This is a genomic window from Microbispora cellulosiformans (assembly GCF_008728085.1).
GTDB lineage: Bacteria > Actinomycetota > Actinomycetes > Streptosporangiales > Streptosporangiaceae > Microbispora > Microbispora amethystogenes.
The window spans coordinates 643231-661291 of sequence record NZ_VYTZ01000002.1 but is presented as its reverse complement, the minus strand read 5'-3'; the positions used below and the strand labels follow the sequence as shown (position 1 = coordinate 661291).

Sequence of the window (18061 nt, the reverse complement as noted above, 5' to 3'; positions counted from 1 at the left end):
AGCAGCGACAAAGGTCTGCGAACCACACTCACCCTCAACAGCTCCCCCAGGGACGGATGATTCGACGATCACTGTAGGGCTTTCCTCGGTTCAGTCGAGGAGTTCGACGTACCCGTCGGTTCCGTGGACGCGGATCCGCTGGCCGTCGCGGATCAACCGGGTGGCCTGCTCCACTCCCACGACGGCCGGCAGGCCGTACTCTCGCGCGATCACCGCTCCGTGCGTCATGAGGCCGCCCACCTCCGTCACCAGTCCGGCGACGGAGACGAACAGGGGGGTCCAGCTGGGGTCGGTGTAGGTGGTGACCAGGATGTCGCCCGCATCGAGGTCGGCCTGCGCCATGTCCAGGACGACGCGCGCACGGCCTTCGACGGTCCCGGCCGAGACCGGCAGGCCCACCAGTGCGCCGGGCGGGGCGTCGTCACGCAGATACCGGCCGGTGACGGCCTCGCCGTCCGACGTGAGGACCCGGGGCGGCGTGAGCGCCTCGTACGACCGGAACGCCTCCCGTCTTTCCAGGATGAGTTCGGCGTCCACGTCGTCGGTGCGTACGACCTCACGCAGTTCCTCGAACCTGAGGAAGAAGATGTCGTCCTTCTCCCGCAGGACGCCGGACTGAACGAGGCGATCGGCCTCCCGCAGCAACGCCTGCTTGTAGACGAAGTAGCGGCTGACCATGCCGTACTTGGGATACTCCCGGTATCCGGCGAAGGTGCGGACGCGGTCGATCATCCGCTTGGTCTCCTCGGCCTTCTGCTCCCCGTCCGGTAGGGCGCGCAACCGCGTCAGCAGGTCCTGCTCTTTCCGCAGTGCCTCCTGGCGTCCTTGTTCGAAGCGTCGCTTGCCGGCGCCCGGCTCGAAGTTCCTGACGTTGCCGAGGATGCTGGGCACGAGCGTGGCGGGTCGCTCGCTCCAGCGCGTCCTGGTGATGTCGATCTCGCCCGTGCAGCGCATGCCGTACTCGTCGAGGTAGGCCCGGATGGCGTCACGCGCTTCCCGGCCGCCGGGCAGCCCGGTCAGCTCGTCGAGGAAGCCGTCTCCCTCCCGGCCTTCGTCCGCGACGCGCTGCAGGAACGCCACGACGTCCGCGTACGGCCGGATCGCGTCCGCGACGTCGAGGAGCGCCAGCCCCATCTCCGACGTGACGTTGTGAGCGACCGACTGCGTGAGCACGTCGGCCGCGTTCTTCTCGCCCAGCCACGTCTCGAGGTGGTCGTTGAGCCACCAGGCCGCCTCCATCCCCGCCATGATCACCTGGATGCTCCGCGGGTCGAACAGGACGCGCTTCAGCTCCGCGATGTCGGCCAGGATGAAGTCGAGCAGCGCCGGGCCGGAGAGGCCCCGGATCTCGCGCCGCAGGGTGGCGACGGACTCCTGACCGCGCCGGATCAGCTCGGTGACGACGGCGGGGTCGGTCTCGATCGGGGCGGGCGGGCCGCCGGCGGGCGCACCGCCGGAGTCGTCGTCCGGAAGCGAGCGGAGGAAGTCGCCGCGGTCGACGACGCTCTGCAGCGCGTCCCGGATGAGCGGGTCGGACCTCCCCAGGGTCCCGATGAGGTTCGCGCGGCCCGCGGGTGTCGCCAGGATGGGAGCGACGTCGACGAACAACCGCCCGCCCGCCTCGTGCATCGGCCGGGGGGTCGTCAGCTGCCACAGGGAGAGCCCCAGCGGCTTCATCGCGTCGGTCATCATCTGCTGGTGACCGACGGAGACGTAGAGGTGGTTGTCCTGGTCGTCGGTCACGGGAACGGGGAACAGGGTGGTGATCGGTCGGCTCTGGACGATGTGGAACTCGTCGCCGGCCAGGCACCATTCGATGTCCTGCGGCCGGCCGAAGTGCGCTTCGATCCGCCGGCCCAGCCGCACCAGGCGGACGACCTGCGCATCGGTCAGGGCCGGCCGCGTCTGCCGCTCCGGCTCGACCGGCACCTCCTGCGTACCGCCCTCCGGCGACGCCTGGACGGACTGCGGCTTGGCGGCGAGGGTCGTGGCCACAACCTGGTCGTCGCGCACCGTGTAGACGTCGCCGGTGACCAGACCGGAGACGAGCGCCTCGCCGAGCCCCCAACCGGCCTCCACGGTGGCGATCTTCCGGTTCGAGGTGACAGGGTCCGCGGTGAACAGGATCCCGGCCGCGTCCGGGAACACCATTCGCTGGACGACCACGGCCATCCGCACCTTCCGGTGGTCGAAGCCGTTACGGAGCCGGTAGGTCACCGCCCGCTCGGTGAACAGCGAGGCCCAGCACCGCCGGACGTGCCGGAGGATCTCCGCCAGGCCCACGATGTTCAGGTACGAGTCCTGCTGGCCGGCGAAGGACGCGGTCGGCAGGTCCTCGGCCGTCGCGCTGGAGCGCACCGCGTAGGCGGCGTCGTCCCCGAGCCGGGCGAGCGATTCGCCGATCGCCGCCACAAGATCGTCGGGAATCGCGACGCCTTCGACGACGCGGCGGACATCCGCGCTCAGGGTACGGATCTCCGCGCGGTCGTCCGGTCGTACGCGGGACAGCAGGTCGAGCTGGGCGTCGATCGACGGCGCCTCGGCCACGATGCGCTGAAAGGCGTCCGTCGTGACGCAGAAGCCGTCCGGCACGCGGATGCCGTCGATTCGCGACAGCTCGCCCAGGTGCACCCCCTTTCCGCCGACCTCCGCGACATTCGTCGAGTCGATTTGCTGGAAACCCATCACGTAGCGCAATTCCGTCGCTCCATCGCTCGTCGGATCGGTTCGCGACGGGCAGTATGAAGCAATTTTTTGAGCCTCATGAGGTTCGCCGATCTGCTATACAGTGAAACTGGAGGGGAGTAGTGCGGTCGTGCGAACCCCGACATCCCCCCGGCACCCGGACTGAACCGCCGGTATCGGCCCGCAGACATCTCGTGGCGTGGCCCCGCTTGACCTTGACACAGTGGCAAGGCCTTCACTGTGGCCAAGGAGGCGATCCCGATGACCACGCCAGAAGAGGACACGACCACGACGCGAGCTCTCCAGGGGCTGGAGAGCGGCAGCTCGTCGGTGCGGCTGCGGGCGGTGCTCGCGGTCGGTACGACCCCTGACCCGCGGTTCGTCGGCAAGCTCGTCGAACGATGCGCGATCGAGCCCGATTTCTACGTGCGCGACATGCTCACCTGGGCGCTCACCCGCCACTCGCCGACGACGACGGTGCCGGCGCTCGTCGGCGAACTGCGCTCGGAGCGTGCGCAGGCACGAAGCCAGGCGTTGCACACGCTGTCCAAGATCGGGGATCGGCGGGCCTGGCCGGCGATCACACGGGCGCTGCTGACCGACGGCGACGACGAGGTGGCGCGGAGCGCCTGGCGAGCGGCGGTCGTACTCGTGCCCGAAGGTGAGGAAGCCCAATTGGCCGGAGTGCTGGCGACACAGCTCGGACGTGGCGGCCGCGAGACGCAGCTGAGCCTCAGCCGGGCACTGGTCGCGCTCGGCGAGGTGATCACGCCGGCCCTGCGCGCCGCGATGACGAGCCGCGACCCTCGCGTACGTCAGCACGCGAACGCCACGGAACGGCTGCTGCGCGACCCGGACGCGGGGTTCGAGTTCGCGATCGAGGAGGCGAAGCGCGTCGCGGTCCTCGGCACGGGGGGCCAGGAGGGATGACAGGCCGTGTTGATCGGTGACGTCGCACGACGGTCCGGGGTCAGCGCCCGGATGCTCAGGCATTACGAGTCGCTCGGCCTGGTGCGGCCGACGGGCCGCACCGAGTCCGGCTATCGGGAGTACTCCGGCGAGGACATCCGGCGGATCTTCCATATCGAGAGCCTGCGGTCGTTGGGGCTGTCGCTGCGCGACGTCGGGCGAGCGCTGGACGATCCCGGCTTCGCGCCCTCGGAGCTCGTCGACGACCTCATCCGCCAGTCGCGGGAACGTATCGCGGCCGAGACGGAACTGCTCACGCGACTGCGCCGGATCGGCGCCGCGGGTCCCGCCGACTGGGAGGACGTCCTCCGAATCGTGGCGCTCCTGCAGGCCCTCGGGTCGGACAGCGCCGGGAAGCGCCAGCGCGCGGCCCTGTCCTCGGCCGAAGAGGTTCAGGTGCCGGTGGAGGCTCTGGTCGAGGCGGCGCTGAGCGAGACGGACCCGAACGTCGCCGGAACGCTTCGATGGGCTCTGGCGCGATCGGGCGACGGCGCGGTGGAACTCCTGGCGGAGGGCCTCGGCTCACCGGTGGCCGACGTACGGAAACGGGCCGTCCAGTCCATCGCCGAGATTCCGGACGGCGCGGCGACCGCATCGCTGCGCGACGCCCTCACCAACAGCGACATCGTGGTCCGCAGATGTGCGGCTCTGGCGCTCGGAGCACGTGGAGTGGCCGAAGCGGTCCCGACGCTCATCGACATGATCATTGAGGGGGTGAACGACGTCGACGCGGCCGACGCGCTGGGCACGCTGGCGAGTGATCCCGGGCTGGCGGACCAGATAGCCACCGGGCTCGCCGGCCGTCTCGCCCACGGCGCCGCCGACCCGTCCGCACGTCTGCGGCTGGCGCAGGCGCTCGCGGACATCCCCGGGCCCACGACGTCACGCGCCCTCGCGGACCTGTCCCAGGACGAGGACCGTGCCGTCGCGCTCACCGCGACATACGTTCTCACGCTGCGCGACGAGGGGCATCGATAACGGCGGCATGCCGATTCGTGCCGCCCGCGCTCCGGTCCCCGTCCGGGCCCGACGAGACCACGCCCAGGATCCCGGCCGTCGCCACGGTCGGCTCGGCCCGGCGCGGGGCCGGCAGGGGCGGACTGGCAAGGGCGGCTCGTTCGCGTGAGCGAGCGGCTCACAGGTGGGCCAGCAGCGCGTCCAGTGGGCGCGGGACGCGATCGGGGTCCAGTGCCGTGACGAGCGGGCCCGAGTAGCGGATCTTGCGGCCGCTGCCTGCTCCCATGAAACGCCGTAGCTGGTCGTGCGTGCTGCGCCCGCGCCATCCGGGTTGCTTCTGGAGTGTCCGGAACGACCCGAGCTCGCCCCCGGCCTCGATGACGCGTTCCACCGCCGCGGTGCCGAGGGCGCGGATCAGCTCGTCTTCCAGGTCGGCCACGCACACGAAGAACCCGAGCGCCTCCAGATCGCTCCTGCCGCGACCGGATGCGAGACCGGACCCGAGACCGGAAGTGAGACCGGTCCCGAGGCCCGCGCGTTCGAGCGCCCTCCGGAAGGCGCCCTCCTCACCGGCGTCGCACAGGCCGGCCAGCCGCAGATCGCGTCCGGGAGGGCCGAACCTGCCGATGTACGTCCCGATGTTCGTGGCGCCGCCCATCGCCACCAGGGAGACGCCCTCGGCGGCGAGGTCCCGGCCACGGCGGGCGGCCAGCGCCTCGACGGCCGACCTGTCGCTGATCCCCTCGACCAGGACCACGGTGTGCGTACGGGTCATCCGCTCAGCCTGGCACCTCATGCGGGGAGTTTCGTACCCCTTTTTCCGGTGCAGGGCTCCCGCAGGCGGACCGCCCCCCGCCGTACGACGGGTGGCGGCCGCCGGACGTCAGCGCAGCGCGGGCAGGACCTTGGCGCCGAAGGTGTCGATGAACGGCAGCAGGTCCTGGCCCACATGGTGCAGGTAGATGCGGTCGAAGCCCAGATCGGCGTAGCCGCGCAGCCAGTCGATGTGCCGGTCGAGGTCGGCGGAGACGTTGACCACGCCACGCACCTGCTCGACGGTCACGTGCTCGGAGACCACGTCGAAGTGCTCCACCAGTTCCAGGTCCCAGGAGACCGGCGGGCCGAAGACGTTGCTGCGCCACTGGTCGTGGGCGATCGCCTCCGCCTCCTCCTCGGTCGGCGCCCAGCTCAGGTGGACCTGCAGGCAGACCGGCCCGCGTCCGCCCGCGTCGCGGTACGCCGCGATCATCTCGCGCAGGTGGCTCTCGGGGGCGTTGACGGTGACCAGGCCGTCCGCCCACTCCGCGCACCGGGCCGCCGTACCGGTGCTCACCGCCGCGCCGATCAGCGGCGGCGGGGTGTCCGGGCGGGTCCACAGGCGGGCGCGGTCGACGGTCACCAGACCGTCATGGGTGACCGTCTTTCCGTCGAGCAGGTCGCGGATGACGTCCACGCACTCGCGCAGGCGGGCGTCGCGGACCTCCTTGCGCGGCCACTGCTCGCCGGTGATGTGCTCGTTGCTGTACTCGCCGCTGCCGAGCGCGGCCCAGAACCGGCCCGGGAACATCGCGCCGAGGGTGCCGATCGCCTGGGCGACGATCGCCGGGTGGTAGCGCTGCCCGGGGGCGTTCACGACGCCGAAGGTGAGCCCGGTGGCCTGCAGGGCGGCGCCGAGCCAGGACCAGGCGAAGGCCGACTCGCCCTGACGTTCGCTCCAGGGGGAGAAGTGGTCGGAACACATGGCGCCGTCGAAGCCGGCACGCTCGGCGGCGATCATCGCGGTGAGAAGGTCGGCGGGCGGGATCTGCTCGTGGGAGGCGTGGATTCCATACTCCGTCATGCGCCGCGCTGCTACCCCCGCGGAGCCCGGCCCAACCGCCGCCGGGGCCATTCTGGGCTAACCGGCCATACTGGCCATACCGGCGGAGACGGCTGAGCCGCAGCCCGGCTACCGGCCTACCCGCCCGCTTCGCGACGTCCCCTGCCGCGGGCGGCGCCCAGGTGCGGCGGTCAGACCGGCTGCGGGCCGGTGTCCTCCGCGCGGAGAACATCGTCGGCCATCTGGTCGTACTTGGCGACGCGTGCCCTGCCGGTCTCGCCGAGCTGCTCGACCACCGCCGCGATCAGGGTCTCGATGAGCGCCACCGCGGGGGTGAGCGAGTCGAACGGCGACGGCGAGCGCACCTGGCCCGGCAGCACCACGTCGGCCACCGCCGCGGCCGGGGACAGCCACGGATCGGTGAACAGGATGATCTTCACGTTGCGGGCCGCCGCCGCGCGGGCGAAGGCGATCGACTCGCGCTGGTAGCGCCGGTAGTCGAACAGCACCAGCACGTCGCGCCGGCCCATGTCGAGCAGGTGCACCGCGTGGTCGGCCGTGGAGCCGCTGATGTAGGTGGCGTTCGGGCGTAGCTGGTGCAGGTGCGCGATGAGATAGTGCGCCAGGATCGTGCTGAACCGGCCTCCGGCCGCCGACACGCGGCGGGCGGAATCGGCCAGTAACTCGGCCGCCTTGACCAGCTCGCCCTCGGGGAGCTGGTCGAAGGTCATCGCGGTGGCCTCCAGCAGCACCCGGCGGGAACGCCCGAGCACCCCGGCGTCGTCGTTGGCCTCGCCGTCCTCGCCGACCGGCTCGTCGTACTGGGTGAGCGGGGAGGAGTAGCGCTGCTGGGTCTCGCGCTTGAGTACCTGCTGCAACTCCGGATAGCCCTGGAACCCCAGCCGGTAGGCCAGCCGCAGCACCGTGGCCGGGCTGGACTGCGCCAGCGTGGCCACGGTCGTGAGCGGCTCCAGCCCCGCAGTGGGGTAGTTGGCCAGCAGCGCGCGGGCGACGCGCTGCTCGGCCCGGGGGAGTTGCGGAAGCGCGTCGCGGAGCTGGGCCGCGACGGTACGCGGCTCTGTCGGGCCGGGCACGCTGCCTCCTTCGGCATAACCGGTCACCACGGGTCGCCGGCTCGGCGGAGCCCTGCGCGGCCCGGTCGCACAAGGGATCCTCGCACGGACGGGAGCACGGTGCGATCCGCGATCACCCGGTCTCCGCCAGGCCGCACCAGTTTATCGCGGTGATCGCGTAGGTCTTGGCCGACTGCACGAGCTGGGCGATCTCGACGTACTCGTTCTCGGCGTGCGCCGTGTAGCCCACGCCGGGGCCGTACACCAGGCCGCCGATCCCCTTGCGGTCCATCCAGGTCAGGTCGCACACTCCCATGAACCCGGTGGTCACGGGGGCCTGCCCGGCCGCGGCCGTATGGGCGGAGGCCAGCGCGGCGCCGATCGGCGCGTCGCCGGGCAGCGCGTACGGCGGCCACAGCAGCTTCCAGTCGAACACGGGCGGGTGGGCGCGCAGCCATGGGTCCTGCCGGCACGCGTCGGCGACCCGCGACTCGATCTCGGCCATGACCTCCTCGTTGGAGCGGTCCGGGTGGTGGTAGACGCAGTACTCCACGGTCAGCTCGTCGGCCAGGAAGAACGGCACCAGGATGCCGGACGGGTTGGCCCGCAGCACTCCGGGCAGCAGGTTGAAGTAGCCGGGCGGGAACAGCGGGTGCCTGTCGTGCCGGGCCCACTCGTCCTCCAGCGCGCGCAGCGCCTGGTAGACGATCCAGAACTTGTCCACCGTGTTGACGCCCAGCGCGTCGCCCTCCAGCGTGGGGTGCACGGTCATGCCGCGCAGCCCCGAGTGCGCGGTCTTGCCCTCCATGGTGATGGAGAACCACAGCAGGCCGGGCGTCACCGGCACCGACGCGGGCAGGGTGCCGGCCTGGCCGGAGGGCTCGCACACGATCGCCGCGTCGGCGCCGAACCCGGCCTCCAGCACCGCCGTGGTGCCGGCCTCGTGGTCGCCGACCTCCTCGCCGACGACCGCCTGCAGCACCAGGTCGCCGGCGAGCCGCACGCCCGCGCGGCGCAGCGCGACGGCGGCGTACGCGGCGGCGACCAGGCCGCCCTTCATGTCGGTCGCCCCGCGCCCGATGACGGTGTCGTCGGTGACCACCGCCCGGAACGGATCGCCGTTCCAGCGGTCGAGCCTGCCTGCGGGTACCACGTCGACGTGCCCGTTGAGCAGCAGCGAGCGTCCGCCGCCCGCGCCGGGCACGACGCCGACCGCGTTGTCCCTGCCACGCTCCATGGTCACATTGGTGACGCCGGCGCCCGCCTCGGAGTAGAGGTGGGCCAGCAGCGCGCTCATGTCGCCCTCGGCACCGACGACCTTGTCGTACTCCTGGCCGGGATAGCGGGGGTTGACGCTGGGCACGGAGATGGCGTCGGCGAGGCTGGCCACCATGCGGGTGGCCAGGCCGTCCACCTCGTCGAGCACCCTGCGGGTGACGTCGCCGTCCTGGCTGTTCATCGCTTCTCCTTCACTGTGGTCGGGGTGGGGGCCGCCGCGCCGGCACGGCGGAGCGGGGGGATGGGCAGGGAGCGGGCGAGGCCGGCCAGGCCCTTGGGCGCGACCCACAGGACCACCAGGATGAGCATGGCGATCGCGATGTCCCGCCAGGCGCCGGCGTCCTGCAACGCGTCGGCGACCACGGTGACCACGACGGCGCCCGCGATCGGGCCGTACACGCTGCCGCTGCCGCCCAGGAAGATCATGCTGAGCAGCAGGGTCAGGTAGCCGAAGCCGAACACGTCGGTGCTGACCACGCCGTTGAGGAAGGCGTTGAAGCCGCCCGCGACCCCGGCCACCGCCGCCCCGATCATGAAGACGATCAGATGCTGCCGCACGCGGGAGACGCCGCGACTGGTGGCCAGTGCCTCGTTGTCGCGAATGGCCAGCAGCGACAGGCCGAGCGTGGAGCGGGTGATGAGCCGCACCAGGAGGGTGGCGGCGAACAGCAGCGCCGCGCCCAGGTAGTAGTAGCCGACGCGGCCGTCGGCGCGCAGACTGGTCTCGCCCAGGGTCAGCCGGGGGATGCCGACGATGCCGTTGGAGCCGCCGGTCAGCCCCGCCTGGCCGAGCACCAGGTAGATACAGAGCTGCGAGAACACATAGGTCGCGAGGCCGACGTAGATGCCGCGCAGCCGCAGCACCGGCAGGAAGGCCACCAGCGAGGCCAGCACGGCCGAGACGCCGGAGATCGGCAGGGCCAGCCAGGGGTCGATCCCGGTCCGCGTGGCCAGGATGCCCGCGGTGTAGGCGCCCACCCCGAAGAAGGCGATCTGGGCGAAGTTGAAGATTCCGGCGAAACCCAGGGTGAGGTTCCAGCCCTGGGCGAGCATGCCGTACATCGTGATCAGGATCAGTAGCAGGCGGGTGTGCGGGTCGGTGAAGACCATGGGAAGGACGAACAGCACGATCGCGTAGAGCGTCCATCCGGACCAGGCACGCGCGTTTCCCATGGCGCTCATGCGCTCCTCACCTGGCTGCGCAGCAGACCCTCGGGCCGGGCCAGCATGATGACGATCATGGCGAGGAACACCAGGACCGGGCTCCACGAAAGCCCGAAGTAGTAGGTGGTCACCGCCTCCAGCAGGCCGATGGCGTACGCGCCGGCGATGGTGCCGCCGAGGCTGCCCGCGCCGCCGAAGGCGAGCACCACGAAGGCACGCAGCAGCGGATCGTCGCCCATGCCCGGTGAGATGAACCGGATGCTGCCCAGAAGCACCCCGGCCACCGCGGCCAGCCCGATCGCGACGATCACCACGAACAGGTAGACCCGGCGGGGTGAGATGCCCAGGAGCTGGGCGTGCTCGCGGTTCTGCTCCAGCGCCCGCACCGTCAGCCCGATGCCGGTGCGCTTGAGCACCAGCGCCAGCAGGCCGACCAGTACCGGCGCCAGCACGATGGTGACGAGCTGGGTGCCCTCGGCCACCGCGCCGCCCAGCTCGACCCTGGCCGAGCCGAGCCGCGGGATCTGCTTGATCTCCGGCCCCCACAGCAGCAGCGCGCCGCTCTGCAGCAGCATGGTGGCGGCCAGCGTGGCCACCATGACCAGCATGTCGCCGTTCGGGCGCCGGATGAACGGGCTGACCAGCAGCAACTCGTAGACCACTCCGACCAGGGCCATCGCCAGCACTCCGCCCACCAGGGCGATGAGCAGGGGCAGCCCGGCGCGTTCCAGCAGCGTCCAGGACAGGTACGCCCCGAACATCAGCAGCGCGCCGTGCCCGAAGTTGAACACCCGCAGTGTGGACCAGATCAGCGTGAGCCCCGCCGCCATGAGCAGGTAGAGCCCGCCCAGGACGAGCGTGCTGGTCAGGATGGCGCTAATGCCGCTCATCGGCGGACCCTCCGAGGAAGAGCGACATCATCTCCTCGCGGCCCACCGAAGCGTCGGAGGCGCCGCTGTGCACGATGTCACCGTGTAGCACGACGTGGTAACGGTCGGTGAGAGCGAGTACGAGGTCCATGTCGCCGTCCACGAGGATGATCGAGGCCACCTCGGCGCGGATGCGCATGATGCACTCGCTCAGCTCATGCTTGACTTTCGGCGACAGGCCCAGCGTGGGCTCGTCGAGGATCAGCAGGGTGGGCCGGGCCATCAGGCCCATGCCCAGGCTGGCCATCTGCCGCTCGCCGCCGCTCAGGGTGCCGGTGAGCTGCCCGCGGCGCTCCTTCAGGCGGGGAAAGACGGAGAAGACGTGCTCCAGGCCCTCCCGCCAGTTCGCCGCGTGCCCGCTGGCGGCGGCCGACAGGCGCAGCGCCTCCTCCACGGTGAGGTGCGGGAACAGCCGGGAGCCCTGGGGAATGTGGACCAGGCCGCGGCGGACCAGGGCGCGGGGCGAGTCGCCCCGCGTGTCGCGGCCCGCGTAGGAGATGGTGCCGGAAGCCGCCCGGTGCAGGTTGGACACGCAGCGCAGCAGCGTGGTCTTGCCGTGGCCGTTGGGACCCAGCAGTCCCACGGCCTCGGTCTCGCCGACGCGCAGCGAGATCCCGCGCAGGACGGTCGAGTGGCCGTATCCCGCGCTCAGATCGGTCACGGTCAGCAGGTCGCTCATCGCCCGCCCCCCGGCCCGAGGTACGCCTCGACGACGCGGGGGTCGGTGAGCACCTCGGCGGGGGCGCCGGTCACGATCACCCTTCCGCTGTCCAGCACGGCCATCCGTCCGGCCAGGGCCTCCAGCACCGACAGGACATGCTCGATGATCACCATCGTGGTGCCGGTGGCGTGTATCCCGGCCAGCAGCCGGATCAGCGCCTCCTGGTCCGCGGGGTCCAGCCCGGCCGCGGGCTCGTCGAGCAGCAACAGGGAGGGCCCGCTCACCAGCGCGCAGGCGATCATCAGGCGCTTGCGGTCGATCAGCGACAGCCCGTCGGCCGGCCGGTCCCAGTCGCCGCCCAGCTCCACCCGTTCCAGGGCCTCGGCGCAGCGAGCCCGGTCCCAGCGTGCCGTGCGCCCGGCGCCGCCGTAGGCGGATCCGACGCGTACGTTGTCCCGCACACTGAGCGACTCGAAGACCGCCTCGGTCTGGAAGGTGCGCTTGAGCCCCGCCTTGGCGATCCAGCGCGGCGAGCGGTTCTGCACCTCCTGCCCGTCAAAGATCACTTTTCCGGAGTCGGGCCGGATCGGGATGCCGGTCAGCAGGTTGAACAGCGTGCTCTTGCCCGCGCCGTTGGGGCCGGCCAGGCCGAAGACCTCGCCGCGGCGCACCTCGATGGAGACCCCGTCCACGGCGAGCAGGCTGCCGAAGGACTTGGTCACCTCCTCGGCGGCCAGCAGCACGGGCGCGGTCATGACGCCTCCGGTCCGCGCCAGTCGCCCTGGGCGAGGAACCCGCCGTCCACGGGCATCAGCACGCCGGTGACGAACGACGCGGCCGGGGAGACGAGGAAGGTCACCACGGCGGCGATCTCGCCGGTCGAGCACTGACGGGCGATCGGCTGGCGGGCGGCCGCCGCCTCCCGCTGCCGGAGCGCCTCCGCCGCGTCGCCGGGGCTCAGCAGGCTGCGCGAGTCGCCCATGTCGTTGTCGACGTAGCCCGGGAGCACGGCATTGACCCGGATGCCCATCGGGCCGCCCTCGACGGCGAGCTGCCTGGTCAGGTTGGCGATCGCGCCCTTCGACGCGGAGTAGGCGGGGAAGGCGGGCAGGCCGGTCACCCCGAAGATGGACGACAGGTTGACCACCGCGCCGTGGCCGCTCCGGGCCAGCAGCGGGAACGCGGCCCTGCTGCACAGAAACGTGCCGGTCACGTTGACGTCCATCACCCGGCGCCACTCGGCGACCGGCACACCGGTCACGCCGCCGCCGCTCTCGGCCACTCCGGCGTTGTTGACCAGGATGTCCAGCCCGCCCAGCTCCCGCTCGGCCCGGGCGACCAGCGCGGTCACCTCCTCCTCGGAGGAGACGTCGGCGCGCTGGAAGACGCAGCCGGGCCCGTCGTTCCCGCTCAGCTCGTGCGCTGTGCGCTCGCCGCGCCCGGCGTCCACATCCGAGATCATCACCTGGGCGCCCTCGTCGAGCAGGCCGCGCGCGACGGCCGCGCCGATCCCGCCCGCGGCGCCGGTCACCAGGGCCCGCCGGCCCGCAAGAGTGCTCCTCGCCATCCGCGATATCCCCTCAGTCCGTTGGAAGTGATGCTGTGCCGTCGTGGCAGACGCCCACGCCGTGGGGCTTCATACGATCGACGCCGGGCGTCCAGCCCGTCCCCTCGCGGCGCGCGATGCCGTTGGGGCGGGCGAAATGCCAGGTGGTGGGCTCCTCGGCGACGACGCGCACGTCGTGTCCGGCCGCCGCCAGGTCGGCGGCGGCCCGCTCCTCGCGGCGGTCCAGCCAGACCCGCGTGCCCTCTGCGTGCAGCCGGGGGGCGTCCACGGCGTCCTGCAGGGTGGCGCCGTCGCGCCAGCGGGCGATGATCTGGGCGACGGCCGAGATGATCCGCCGTCCGCCCGAGGCGCCGAGCACCGCCTCGCCGCCGGGGCCCGTCACGATGACGGGGCTGACCGCGCTGAGCCCGGCGGCCCCGGGTGCGATGCTGGTCACGCGGCCGGGGCGCGGGTCGAAGTACATCATCCCGTCGTTGAGCACGACGCCGGTCTCCGGCTCCACCATCCGGGAGCCGAAGAGGTCGAGCACCGTCTGGGTGAGCGAGACCGTCATGCCGCGGCCGTCCACCGCCGACAGGTGCGAGGTGCAGCCGGCCCTGGCGGGGCCCGCGAGCGGCCGCCGCGCGGTGCCGCGCCCGGCGGTCCACTCCGCGACGACCTCCTCGGCGTGCTCGGCGCCGGCCAGGCGCGCCCACGCCGGATCCTCCTCCTCCCCGGTGCCCACCTCGCGCAGCCGGTCGTCGAAGGCGCGGGACAGGGCGCGCGCCCACAGGCGGGGGCCCCGGTCCAGGCCGGCCCGGCCCGCCGCCTCGACGATCTGCAGCGCCTCGGCGACGCTCACCACACCGGTGGCGAGCGGCCCGTACACGCGCAGCGGGCCGATCGCCACCGGCTCGATCTCGGCCTCGGCGGCCTCGTAGCCGGCCAGGTCCTCCTCCCGCAGCGCGCCGCCCGCCGCGCCGGTGAACGCGGCGATCGCCCGCCCGGCCCTGCCCCGGTAGAACGCCTCGGGGCCGCCTTCGGCGATGTCGCGCAGGGTCGCGGCCAGGCGGGGCTGGACCAGCCGGTCGCCCGGCCCCTGCGACGGGCCGCGCAGCGGCAGCCCGCCGGGCAGGAACAGCGCCGCACTGTCCGGGTACGCGCGAAGCGCGCGGGCCTCGGCGCAGATCGCCGAGGAGGCGAACCAGTTGGTCTCGTGGCCCTCCTCGGCCAGTTCGATCGCGGGGGCCAGCACCTCGGCCAGCGGCAGCCGTCCGAAGCGGGCGTGCGCCCGGCACAGCGCGGCGACCGCTCCCGGTGTGCCCACCGACAGCGGGCCGATGATGTTGGCCTCGCCGCGCACCGCCGGCCAGCCGTACAGGCCGGCGGCGTCCGCGCCGGGCGCGAGCGGGAACATGTCCGCGGTGGCCAGGCCGGGCGCCCGGATCGGACCGCAGACGGTGGTGGCGGTACGCGCACCCGGCTCGCGCACCACCAGCCAGGCGCCGCCGCCGATCCCGCTCATGAACGGCTCGACCACGCCGATCGCGAAGGCGGTGGCGACGGCGGCGTCCACGGCGCTGCCGCCGGCCCGCAGCATCAGGGCACCGGCGTGGGCTGCCCGCGGGTCGGGAGCGGTGACCATGCCGCCGGACGCGGCGCCCCGGTCAGCCACGCCAGGCATCGGCGATCTCGCTGAGGGTCGCGAACCACACGTCGCCCGCCTCCAGCATCCGCTCGATCAGCCCTTCCAGGACCAGCAGATGGTGGGAGCGGCCGATCGTCTGCGGGTGCATGGTGAGCACGTACACCGCGCCCGGCACCCGTTCGCGGGCGTACTGGAAGATGGTGTGCCAGCGGTCCTCCATGTCGCGGTGCGGTCCGAGCGCCGAGACGCCCGCGACGTACTCCACCGACGGCCAGTCGTCGAGGTACCACGAGACCGGGATCTCGATGATCCGGCTCTCGGGGCCGAACTCGTTGGCCGACTCGTAGTTGAGGGTGACCCGGCGTGGCCGGTACAGCTCGAACTCCCGGCCCATCAGGGAGCTGTCCCAGTCGAAGCCGAACTCCTCCAGCAGGTCCAGGGTGGTCTCGGAGAAGTCCCAGGCGGGGGAGCGATACCCGCGCGGGCGGCGGCCCACGACGCGCTCGTGCTGGCCGAGCGCCACCTCCATCAGCCGCCGCTCCTCGTCCGGCCCGAGGCTCGGCACCACCTCGTGGTAGCAGCCGTGCGCGGCGATCTCGTGCCCCGCGGCGAGTATCTGCTCGATGCGGTGCGGGAAGGTCACCAGGTCGTGGCCGGGGGTGGCCCAGGTGGCCGGCAGGTCGTGGCGGCCCAGCAGTTCCAGCAGGCGGGGGACGCCCTGCTCGGCGCCGAAGTCGCCGCGTGACAGGTAGGACGGCGAGGTGCGGCCCACCGTGCCCATCCAGGGCGAGTGCGCGTCGAAGTCGAAGGTCAGCGCCACCGCCATCCGCTTGCCCGGCGGCAGCGTCAGAAGGCTGTCGGTCATGTTCGCGTCCCTCGCGCCGGTCACTTCATCCACGGCGGCAGCCGGAAGGTGCCGGTCTTGTACTTCTCCGGAGCGATCAGGACCTTCTTCTCGTCCTGGAACTGGAAGGACTGCAGCGGGACGAAGTCATCGCCCTGCTTCGCCAGGTGGGTGGCGGGGTCGAAGGCGATCCGGCCGTTGGCCTGCTCGGTGTCGCTCGCGCCGATCGCGGCGCCGACCGCCTTGGCGTCGTCGGGGTCGCCGACCTTCCCGAGCGCCTCGGCGTAGATCATGATCTCGGAGTAGGTGAGCACACCCTGCGGGTCGACCTCCTCGGTGCCGTACGACGCCTTCCAGTCCTTCTTGAGCTGCTCGGACGGCGCGTAGTTCGGCGAGGGCACGAGCCCGGCCAGGTTGTTGAAGAGCACGCCGTCGGCCTGCTGCTTGGTCAGCTCGAAGAACTGGGGCTGGTTGGGGCCGTACTGCAGGAAGACCAGCGACTTGGTGGGATTCTGCAGGAACTGCCGCATGAAGCCGGCCTCGTTGGCCACCTGGTAGTCGGTGTTGACGATGAAGTCGGGGTCCGCTGAGCGGATCTTGCCGATCACCGTGCCCCAGTCGTTGACCGCGCCGAAGGGCACCTTCTCCTGCCCGGCGATCTTCCAGCCCTTGCTCTCGAAGGTCTTGACCAGGCCGTCGGCGATGCTCTCGCTGTAGGGGTTGTCGGAGCGGACCAGGAACACGGTCTTGGAGCGCGGCTTCCACAGGCCCTGATCGGCCCAGGACTCGGCCAGGGTCACCGGTTCGACGCCGTAGGCGTCGTAGTTGGGGGTGACCGACCAGACGGTGGGGTACTTGGCGGGGTCCTTCTCGATGATGGTCTGGGTCTGGGCGGTGTTGCCGCCGATCAGATAGATCTTCTCGGCCGCGGCGAACTCGTCGATCTCGAAGTTGGAGGTGGAGGCGTACCCCGTGACGACGGCCTTGACCGACTCGTCGTCCACCAGGGTCTGCACGCCCTTGGTGACCGCGTCGTTCGACTGGCCCTGGACGTCGACGCTCTTGAGCTTGAAGGTGTACCCCGCGACGCCGCCGCGCTCGTTGAGCTGCTTGATCGCCAGTTCGGCGCCCTGCCGCATGCCTTTGCCGTCGGAGGCGGAGCCGCCGGTCAGGGGGGCCAGCAGGCCGATCTGGATCTCCCCGCCGCCGGCTTTCCCCGTGGACTCGGCCTCGGAGGCCGGGGCGGTGGAGGAACAGGCGGTCATCGTGGCGAGGGCGCCCGCGGTCAGCAGTGCTGCCGCGGCCCGGACGGGTGGGATGCGAAGGAAGGAAGGACGGGCCACGGGGAACCTCTCTGCGTGATCAGGGCTGAGTTGATCGGAAGCCGGCCGGACGGAGGAGGGGCCGGACCGCGTACGGGACGACTACCTGTCTGTTTTGCACCGTTCCGTCACTTCGGGCAATTGAAATGTATGTTGCATCTATGGTCAAATACTATGTTCGTAAAAAATTTGTTACTCCTCTGGCAAGGACCGGTAGGTCTGTGACCTCCTGCGACGGGTCTCAGCTCGGCGGCAGGGGAGTGCCGGCCAGGAATCCGCCGTCCACGTCCAGGACGCTCCCCGTGATGAAGGAGGAGCCGGGATCGGCCAGGAACAGGCAGGCTCGCGCGACCTCCGCGGGGGTGCCCATGCGGTGCACCGGTTGCCCGGCGACGAGCGTCGCGATGTACTCCGGGGCGAGCGCCGCGGTCGCCGGTACCTCGATCAGGCCGGGCGCGACGGCGTTGACCGTGGTGCCCGACGGCGCCAGCTCCAGCGCGAGGACCTTCACCAGCATCTCCAGGGCGGCCTTCGAGGCGCAGTAGTGCGCGGCCCCCACGCGCGCCGACCTGGCCGCTCCGGAGGAGATCGCGATGATCCTGCGCCCGGTCCCCGTGGCGCCCGGCGTTCGGGCGAACTCGCGCGCCGCGAGCATCACGCCGCGGACGTTCACCGCGAACACCTCGTCCCACTCGGCCGGATCCATCTCCGGCAGGGGAGTGTTCGGGTAGACGCCGGCGCAGGCGACGAGGGTGTCCAGACCGCCGTGCCGGGCCGCCGCCTCCGCGGTCGCGGCCGCCACCGATGCCGGGTCGCGCACGTCCATCCGCACCCAGCTCACACCGGACAGCCCGGCGGCCGTCTCCGCCGCCCGGGCCTCGTCGACGTCGGCGATGACGACCTTCGAGCCCGCTTCCCGGAAGGCCGCGGCGACACCTCTGCCGATGCCCTGGGCGCCGCCCGTGACCAGCGTCACGGTGCTGGCCGGCCCGCCGCCGGGCGGTGCCGTGTTCTTGGCCATGAAACGCCTCCCTGCCTGAGACGGCGCCACCGCCACCCCGTGACCTGGGCTTATTCCGTCAGGCCTGGCAGGCTACACGCAGAATAAATTTCATATCAATCCCTTGACTCAACTTCTGAACCATATGTTTCACTAGGGCGGCCGG

16 protein-coding genes are annotated in these 18061 nt (G+C 71.6%); 2 read left to right on the top strand and 14 right to left on the bottom strand.

All coding sequences use genetic code 11. The features are described 5' to 3' along the window. Window positions 1-90 precede the first annotated feature (90 nt). On the bottom strand, window positions 91-2688 hold the full coding sequence (gene rph, locus F5972_RS06930; RefSeq protein ID WP_225311260.1) for a rifamycin-inactivating phosphotransferase: 2598 nt from the start codon (window positions 2686-2688) through the stop codon (window positions 91-93). A gap of 258 nt (window positions 2689-2946) precedes the next feature. Between rph and F5972_RS06925 the strand changes: the two genes are divergently transcribed. Together F5972_RS06925 and F5972_RS06920 are read left to right on the top strand one after the other, a co-directional pair. Continuing rightward, the gene (locus F5972_RS06925; protein WP_150932199.1) at window positions 2947-3615 is read left to right on the top strand and encodes a HEAT repeat domain-containing protein; all 669 of its coding nucleotides are present in this window, start codon (window positions 2947-2949) and stop codon (window positions 3613-3615) included. A gap of 6 nt (window positions 3616-3621) precedes the next feature. Further along, the gene (locus F5972_RS06920; protein ID WP_150932197.1) at window positions 3622-4632 is read left to right on the top strand and encodes a HEAT repeat domain-containing protein; all 1011 of its coding nucleotides are present in this window, start codon (window positions 3622-3624) and stop codon (window positions 4630-4632) included. A 157-nt stretch (window positions 4633-4789) separates the two neighbouring features. Here the strand turns inward: F5972_RS06920 and F5972_RS06915 are convergent, their stop codons facing one another. The 13 genes from F5972_RS06915 to F5972_RS06855 form a co-directional block, all read right to left on the bottom strand. Next, on the bottom strand, window positions 4790-5386 hold the full coding sequence (locus F5972_RS06915) for a TOPRIM nucleotidyl transferase/hydrolase domain-containing protein (protein WP_150932196.1): 597 nt from the start codon (window positions 5384-5386) through the stop codon (window positions 4790-4792). Between the two features lie 108 nt (window positions 5387-5494). After that, window positions 5495-6451, bottom strand: a complete 957-nt coding sequence (locus F5972_RS06910) for a TIGR03885 family FMN-dependent LLM class oxidoreductase (protein ID WP_150932194.1) — start codon at window positions 6449-6451, stop codon at window positions 5495-5497. 170 nt (window positions 6452-6621) lie between these two features. Then, window positions 6622-7524: a MurR/RpiR family transcriptional regulator gene (locus F5972_RS06905; protein WP_150932192.1), complete on the bottom strand. Its 903-nt coding sequence runs from the start codon at window positions 7522-7524 to the stop codon at window positions 6622-6624. A 112-nt stretch (window positions 7525-7636) separates the two neighbouring features. Beyond that, window positions 7637-8962 carry an ArgE/DapE family deacylase gene (locus tag F5972_RS06900; RefSeq protein ID WP_150932189.1) on the bottom strand — a complete coding sequence of 442 codons (1326 nt, stop codon included), beginning with the start codon at window positions 8960-8962 and terminating at the stop codon, window positions 7637-7639. After that, window positions 8959-9963: a branched-chain amino acid ABC transporter permease gene (locus tag F5972_RS06895; RefSeq protein ID WP_150932187.1), complete on the bottom strand. Its 1005-nt coding sequence runs from the start codon at window positions 9961-9963 to the stop codon at window positions 8959-8961. The genes F5972_RS06900 and F5972_RS06895 overlap by 4 nt, the downstream gene beginning before the upstream one ends. Beyond that, entirely contained in the window at window positions 9960-10835 is an 876-nt protein-coding gene (locus F5972_RS06890; protein WP_150932185.1) for a branched-chain amino acid ABC transporter permease, read from the bottom strand. Before F5972_RS06890 ends, F5972_RS06895 begins: the two co-directional genes overlap by 4 nt. Beyond that, window positions 10822-11553, bottom strand: a complete 732-nt coding sequence (locus tag F5972_RS06885) for an ABC transporter ATP-binding protein (protein ID WP_150932183.1) — start codon at window positions 11551-11553, stop codon at window positions 10822-10824. The genes F5972_RS06890 and F5972_RS06885 overlap by 14 nt, the downstream gene beginning before the upstream one ends. Next, on the bottom strand, window positions 11550-12290 hold the full coding sequence (locus F5972_RS06880; protein ID WP_150932180.1) for an ABC transporter ATP-binding protein: 741 nt from the start codon (window positions 12288-12290) through the stop codon (window positions 11550-11552). The genes F5972_RS06885 and F5972_RS06880 overlap by 4 nt, the downstream gene beginning before the upstream one ends. Then, entirely contained in the window at window positions 12287-13102 is an 816-nt protein-coding gene (locus F5972_RS06875; protein ID WP_150932178.1) for an SDR family NAD(P)-dependent oxidoreductase, read from the bottom strand. Before F5972_RS06875 ends, F5972_RS06880 begins: the two co-directional genes overlap by 4 nt. A gap of 13 nt (window positions 13103-13115) precedes the next feature. Next, window positions 13116-14765 carry a gamma-glutamyltransferase family protein gene (locus F5972_RS06870; protein WP_150932175.1) on the bottom strand — a complete coding sequence of 550 codons (1650 nt, stop codon included), beginning with the start codon at window positions 14763-14765 and terminating at the stop codon, window positions 13116-13118. Then, window positions 14749-15594, bottom strand: a complete 846-nt coding sequence (locus F5972_RS06865) for a polysaccharide deacetylase family protein (protein ID WP_150932174.1) — start codon at window positions 15592-15594, stop codon at window positions 14749-14751. The genes F5972_RS06870 and F5972_RS06865 overlap by 17 nt, the downstream gene beginning before the upstream one ends. Window positions 15595-15614: 20 nt before the next feature. Then, window positions 15615-16916, bottom strand: coding sequence for an ABC transporter substrate-binding protein (locus F5972_RS06860; protein WP_150932173.1), 1302 nt, complete (start codon window positions 16914-16916; stop codon window positions 15615-15617). A 220-nt stretch (window positions 16917-17136) separates the two neighbouring features. Continuing rightward, window positions 17137-17916 (bottom strand): SDR family NAD(P)-dependent oxidoreductase, encoded by a 780-nt coding sequence (locus tag F5972_RS06855; RefSeq protein WP_150932172.1) that lies wholly within the window; start codon window positions 17914-17916, stop codon window positions 17137-17139. Between the last annotated feature and the right edge of the window lie 145 nt (window positions 17917-18061).